This is a genomic window from Paenibacillus sp. Marseille-Q9583 (assembly GCF_976954365.1).
On the sequence record NZ_CDRJTB010000080.1, the window covers coordinates 22,181 to 28,933 of the forward strand.

Consider the following 6,753-nt stretch of genomic DNA (forward strand, 5'->3'; position numbering starts at 1 on the left):
TGTGATTTTTTAAAGTGCGTAGCTGCTATTTGTTATTGACAAGATGAACTTCCTACATACACCCGTAAGACGGAAGATAAGTGTAAGGAAGTTTTTGTTGTGGGTCACAAAATGTACGCCCACACCTGAACTGGAACTAATATTTACTACATTGCGGGAGGTTTTTCTATTGGGTAAAGTGGAACGTAAGCAACGCCTTGAAGGGCTAAGTGAAAAAATATTTTTGGATCGTTATGCTTGGAAGGATGCCGACAGCAATAATGCTAAAGTGGGCGATGTTGTACTCGTTCTAACAAAGGATGATCCGAAGTTTCCCACGAAGGAAGTCGGAGAGATCGTAGAACGTAACGGCAGAATCGTAACCGTGAAGACGCGCAGCGGCGAACTCGTGAAATCAGATGTTGAAAAGCTGACGCTTAATATAGAAAAAACACCAGAGGAAATGTGGGATCGTCTGTCTACAGCTATGGCTTCTGTGGAGAAGACGCCTGAGCTTCAAGAAGAATGGGCGGGTAAATTCCGTTCGATTCTGGATGATTGGAAGCTCGTACCGGGTGGACGAATTGCTGCTGGTGCAGGCGCTAGTGAAGAACTAACCCTGTTCAACTGTTATGTAATTCCTTCTCCAAAAGATAGCCGTGGCGGCATTATGCAAACGTTGGCTGAAATGACAGAAATTATGGCTCGTGGTGGCGGTGTAGGGATTAACCTATCCTCTCTACGTCCACGCCGGGCAATTGTGAGAGGTGTTAATGGTTCTTCTAGTGGTTCTGTATCTTGGGGCGGTCTGTTTAGCTATACCACTGGATTAATTGAACAAGGCGGTAGCCGCCGTGGTGCACTTATGCTCATGATTAATGACTGGCATCCAGATGTGGAGGACTTCATTACCGTAAAGCAAACGATGGGTCAAGTTACGAATGCGAACCTTTCGGTATGTGTGAGCAATAGCTTTATGAAGGCTGTAAAAGAAAATCTGGATTGGGATCTCGTATTTCCAGATACTACAGATCCAGAGTACAACGATGTGTGGGATGGCGATCTAGACAAGTGGAAGGCTGCGGGCAAAAACGTTATTCATTATCGCACCGTTAAAGCGCGTGATGTGTGGCGCACCATTATTGAATCCGCTTGGAAATCCGCTGAGCCAGGCGTTGTGTTCATGGAATACTACAATCAGATGTCCAACAGCTGGTATTTTAATCCAATCATTTGTACGAACCCATGTGGGGAGCAAGGACTGCCAGGCTGGGGAGTCTGCAATTTGTCCGCTGTGAACCTGTCCAAATTCTACGATGAGAAGAATCACGATGTAGACTGGGAAGATCTCGCGACTACGACGCGTTATTCCGTACGTTTCTTGGACAATGTCATTGATAAGACCCCTTATCATTTCCCGGAAAATGAAGCGAATCAGAAAAACGAACGCCGTGTGGGTCTCGGAACGATGGGTCTTGCTGAGCTGATGATCAAATTGAACATCCGTTACGGTAGCCCGGAATCTTTGGCGTTTCTGGACAAGCTTTACGGCTTTATGGCTCGTGAAGCATACCTTGCTTCTGCAGAGATTGCTGGTGAGAAGGGATCCTTCCTAGCTTTTGATACTGAGAAATACTTAATGAGCGGCTTTATGAAAAATATGCTCGAAACGTATCCAGAGGTTGGTGAAGCGATTCGTAAACATGGCATGCGTAACGTTACAGTGATAACACAAGCACCTACAGGTAGCACAGGTACAATGGTAGGCACCTCGACAGGTATTGAGCCTTATTTCGCCTTCAAATATTTCCGTCAAAGTCGCCTTGGCTACGATGAGCAGTTCGTTCCAATCGCCCAAGAATGGCTTGAAGCTCATCCAGGTGAAGAGCTGCCAGATTATTTCGTGACTTCGATGGATTTGTCAGCTAAAGATCATATTCGTGCGCAAGCAGCGATTCAACGCTGGGTAGATAGCTCGATTTCCAAAACTGCAAACTGCCCGTCTGACTTCACAGTAGAAGAGACGGCTGAGCTATATGAAATGGCCTTCGATCTGGGCTGTAAAGGGGTTACGATCTACCGTGATGGTAGCCGTGATGTGCAAGTTCTGCAAACCTCGAAGAAGGAAGACAAAAAAGAAGCCGCTCTGGTTGCGGCAGAGGAAGCTACAACTACTGTAGAAGCAAGCACAAGTGTTGTAGCAGCAAGTCCAGCGTCTCAAGTAACTACAAAAGAGCTGGATAAACAATACAAAAAACGTCCGCAGGTTCTGCGCGGCGCAACCTATAAAATCAACACACCTTTCGGCATGGCATATATTACGATCAATGATCTAGATGGTACGCCGGCAGAAATCTTCCTGAATGTGGGTAAAGCAGGCTCTGACGTCTTTGCGATGGCAGAAGCACTTGGACGTGTCTGCTCCTTGTTCCTCCGTTATGGAGATCATGGTGAGAAGGTAGAGCTGTTGATCAAACATCTGAAAGGGATCGGTGGGTCAGGCGCTATCGGCTTCGGTGCGAATCGAGTTGAATCCATTGCTGATGCTGTAGCTAAAGCACTAGAAACTCACGTGCTGAACAACGCTCAGGATGATCATGTGCCTGCACCTATCGCAGCGACTTTGGAGCTGGAGGATTTCAATGAAGCGTTGAACGCGGAGTTGAAGGCGAGCGTTCCTGCGGCAGCTTCTATTGAAGATGGTCAGGACGGACATGGCGCGCATAACCACACTTCTGCTTCGCGTGACCTTTGTCCTTCTTGCGGCGGTGCTTCGCTGATTAATATTGAGGGTTGTAAGACTTGCGGAAATTGTGGGTATAGTCGTTGCGGGTAAGTATTTGACATAGAATAATTTGAATAACTTAGTGTGATGTTTCATTTTAAATGAGAAAAATTCGTTATAAACGAGAAAAATCATTGATATTCAAGCGTGTTCATGTTTATGCATTAGAATAAAGTTTTAAAGCCGGTAAGCCTTTCTGTTAAGGTTTATCGGCTTTTTAATAATAGGCTATGTTAAACTTTATTGTTGATATTTGATAATTACGAACAAATGTTCTATAATAAGGGCGATATAACTGTTCGGAGATGATTTGCCCATGGATTTAAAGGAACTGAAAAAGCTGGCTGATACGTTGGACGATAATGGAAAGCGAGAACTTATCTACTTTTTGCAGTCCCGAACCAAGGGAGTGGCACTTCCAGTTCGAGCGATTGATGAAATTCAAGAGCAGAAGCATAAAGATGGACTTGTTTGCCCGCATTGCAAAAACCATTCTGTTGTTCGATTTGGAAAATACGTTGTAAGAACACGCACTGGAGAGGTTAAACGTCAACGTTACCGTTGTAAGTCCTGTCGCCAAACATTCAATGACCTTACGAACACCCCTCTGAAACGAATGAGGCGACCTCATATGTGGGTTCGTTTTATCGAATGCATGATTGAGGGCTTTTCTCTGAGAAAATGTGCAGAGCAGTTAAACGATGAAGTCACGCATGTCACCTTGTTTTACTGGCGGCATAAGATTCTTTCCGCTCTGAAGCAGATTCCAACCGAAGCATTTCAAGATATTGTTGAAATGGACGAGACCTACTTTCTTTACTCGGAAAAGAGCAAGCGGAATATTGCCGAACGCAAGCCACGTAAACGTGGCGGCAAAGCGAAATATCGTGGTATAAGCCACGATCAAGTGTGCTGCTGGTTGCCCGTGACCGTCAGAAAATGACTTACTCTGGCGTACTTGGGCGTGGACGTATTCGGATTACAAAATTAGACGAAGCGATTGGTGGTCATCTATCTGACTCAAACGTGTTATGCACTGATTCATGGAGGGCATTTAGCTCCTATGCGAATTCAAAAGGCATGACTCATTACCGATTCAAGTCCGACGGAAAACAACGTGTGAAAGGCGTGTACCATAGCCAAAACGTAAACAGCTACCACAGCCGCTTGAAGAAATGGATGAATCGCTTCAATGGTGTTGCAACAAAGTATTTGCAGAATTACTTGGCGTGGTTTCGTTACTTAGACAGCAAGAAATATGAGAATACCGCATCGAATAAGAAAAATATGTTGGTCAAATCGTGCCTGTTTACTGTGACCGACACGAACACCAAGCTTCGGCTTTCTGCTTATTCTTGTTAAGCAAACGGGCAGTTATGCGTAACTTTTAGGGAATGTAAACATCTACATAACGTAAGGAACGAGGAGGCAGACAATTCATGGGAGGAACGAATGTATGGGATGCGGAGTGGGAGGTTAACGAAGAGCAGGCGCGGACGCTGATCGGCAGACAATTCCCTCAGCTGTCATCGAAGCAAGTGAAGCGATTGGGCTGGGGCTGGGACAATACGGTTTTTCTCATCGGTGACGAGTACGTGTTCCGGTTTCCAAGAAGAACGATTGCAGTTGGCTCGATTCGTATGGAAGGGAAGCTGCTGCCAAAGCTGGAGGCATATATAACCATCCCCTATCCGAAACCGTTGTTTTATGGCGAAGCAAGTGACGAATACCCGGCACCATTTCTTGGCTATGCACACGTGCTAGGAGATTTCCCAATCGGTTTGACGGAAGAACGCCGGGCTTTATCGGCAGAGACGCTGGCGAAATTTTTGCGTAGATTGCATGAGTTTCCGGTGCAGGCGGCGCTGAAGTGCGGAGTTCAGCAAGATCATCGAAACTTGACGGACATAGCATCGCGCAAAGTGAAATTGGAGGGCTTTCTATCGAAGGTGGTTGAACACTTGTCGCCGGAGGAGTCCGGTGTGATCGAAGCGTATATTAGCAGGCTGCAAAAGGACCGTGTCGAGGCGGTGAATGCACTGCTACATGGCGATCTTCATTTCAAAAATATGCTTGTGAATGAGAACGGGATCGTTTCCGGCATCATTGATTGGGGCGATCTGAGCGTAGGTCATCCGGCTTGCGATTTGAGCGTTGCTTATAGCTTTTTACCACCTTACGCTCGCGGCGTGTTTTTCGAAACGTACGGAGGAGCGGACGAGGAAACGAAGCTGCTGGCGCGGCTGATCGCGGTATACATCCCCATACTGATCTTAATGCAAGCGGTCGATGACGGAAATGAAGCGATTGCGGCAGAGGCGAAATCCAACATCATGCGGGCACTGTCGGATTAGGCTCATTATTTCGTTGCGGCTATGGGGCTATGGCTATCGGCACCATTTTGTCGTTTAAAGGCCGCGATAAGGTACGATCCGCCTTCTCTGATGCCGCTTTATGTTGAGGAACACGAAATTTAACAGAGTAAGTCGTTGCGTTAACGGGACACTATAGTTCAATAATGAGAGGGCTACCGAGAGGTATCCCTTTGTTCAACTACCATGAAAGAACGGGGCAACTTTCATGCTCTGTGGTGCATTGCAGAGGATGCATGGATGGCTAACGGGCAGGATAACGTAAAAATTAAGTTGATGAAATAGATATTTCATACTATAATAAAGTAAATATTTGGTATGTGCGACTGGCGAAACGTGGAGTACCACGAGGAAGCACATATTTCATACGCCGTTCGCCTGGGCAAAGTATTTGATCTAAGATCAAATGCTTTTTTTGTGTTTCTATCCATGAAAGGGACGGTGTTATGGAGTGAAAGTAGCTTATATTCTCTTTGACAAGATGACAACATTGGATTTTGTCGGCTTTTATGAAGCGGTGTCTTGGCTAAAAATTCTAAATGCTAAGGAAAATGTGTCATGGGATCTCTGTGCAAAATGCGAGAAGATTACAGACGACCGTGGTATGACAATACAGATAGAGCATATTAGCCCAGATCTGTCTAAGTATGATTTGATATTTATTCCCGGCGGCATGCCTACCAGAGATTTGAGATACGATACAGAGTTTATATCTTGGATACAAACTGCTCGAGATGTGCAATACAAAGTGTCTGTTTGTACGGGAGCTTTGATTTTAGGTGCCGCAGGGTTCTTAACTGATAAAATGGCGACAACGAATCCAACTGCTTACGAATTATTGATTCCTTATTGCACAGAGGTTGTTAAGGCTCGGATTGTACGTGATGGAAATATTTTAACCGGCGGAGGAGTTTCAGCTTCAATTGATTTAGGGTTGTACCTTGTTGAATCACTAACGAATAAGGATGTGGTGAAAAAGGTCCAAAAGATGATGGATTACCCTTACTATCAAGCGGGGAAATTGTCTAATATTTTCATGCCGCACACGAGTGAAGAATACTGTTAAACTTAAGAATTACGACTGGGAGTTGTACTTATCAATAGCTTCCAGTAATTCAGGGGGGGGAAGGATTGAATATACGTTTATTGGAAGATAATGATCGAAGTCAAGTTGAAAATATTATGGCAAGTCACCCTCTTCAATTTCCAAAATTCATCATTGAGAAATACCCATTGAGGTGGTCTGATTTCCTGGAGAAACAGGATTATAAGATTTGCGGTTATTACGTGGCACATACCGATATCGTTCTCGGTCATGCTGGATATATTTTCGATGCTGAAAGAGGACTTTATGAAATAGTTGGGGTAGCAGTTCATAAGGAAAGTCAACGTAAGGGAATCGGAAAAGAAATTCTTGATACCATATGTAATCAAGTTCATTTACTTGGTGGGAACAAGGTGATTCTACACACTTTGGGGCATGTTGGTAATGAAAATACGTTAATTTTCTACCGCAATATAGGTTATGAGCAAGTTGATTTTGAAAAGGATTTCTTTAAAACAGATTATCATAGAGTTACTTTTGTAAAAAGGTTGGGCTAACAGTTATTACGCTAA

The 6,753-nt window shown here is 44.6% G+C and carries 4 protein-coding genes, 1 pseudogene and 1 riboswitch; all 5 genes and pseudogenes read left to right on the plus strand.

Annotation, left to right across the window (positions count from 1 at the left end; genetic code table 11):
* Positions 1-169 precede the first annotated feature (169 nt).
* The 5 genes and pseudogenes from ACWNM1_RS26395 to ACWNM1_RS26415 all read left to right on the plus strand — a co-directional run bounded on the left by ACWNM1_RS26395 (position 170) and on the right by ACWNM1_RS26415 (position 6,738).
* Positions 170-2,815 carry an adenosylcobalamin-dependent ribonucleoside-diphosphate reductase gene (locus tag ACWNM1_RS26395; RefSeq protein ID WP_449603283.1) on the plus strand — a complete coding sequence of 882 codons (2,646 nt, stop codon included), beginning with the start codon at positions 170-172 and terminating at the stop codon, positions 2,813-2,815.
* A 265-nt stretch (positions 2,816-3,080) separates the two neighbouring features.
* A pseudogene (locus ACWNM1_RS26400) lies at positions 3,081-4,126 on the plus strand (IS1595 family transposase).
* Between the two features lie 77 nt (positions 4,127-4,203).
* Positions 4,204-5,118 (plus strand): phosphotransferase, encoded by a 915-nt coding sequence (locus ACWNM1_RS26405; RefSeq protein ID WP_449603284.1) that lies wholly within the window; start codon positions 4,204-4,206, stop codon positions 5,116-5,118.
* Between the two features lie 330 nt (positions 5,119-5,448).
* Positions 5,449-5,527: riboswitch (ZMP/ZTP riboswitch) on the plus strand.
* A 60-nt stretch (positions 5,528-5,587) separates the two neighbouring features.
* The gene (locus ACWNM1_RS26410) at positions 5,588-6,202 is read left to right on the plus strand and encodes a DJ-1/PfpI family protein (protein ID WP_449603285.1); all 615 of its coding nucleotides are present in this window, start codon (positions 5,588-5,590) and stop codon (positions 6,200-6,202) included.
* Between the two features lie 65 nt (positions 6,203-6,267).
* The gene (locus tag ACWNM1_RS26415; protein WP_449603286.1) at positions 6,268-6,738 is read left to right on the plus strand and encodes a GNAT family N-acetyltransferase; all 471 of its coding nucleotides are present in this window, start codon (positions 6,268-6,270) and stop codon (positions 6,736-6,738) included.
* Positions 6,739-6,753 lie beyond the last annotated feature (15 nt).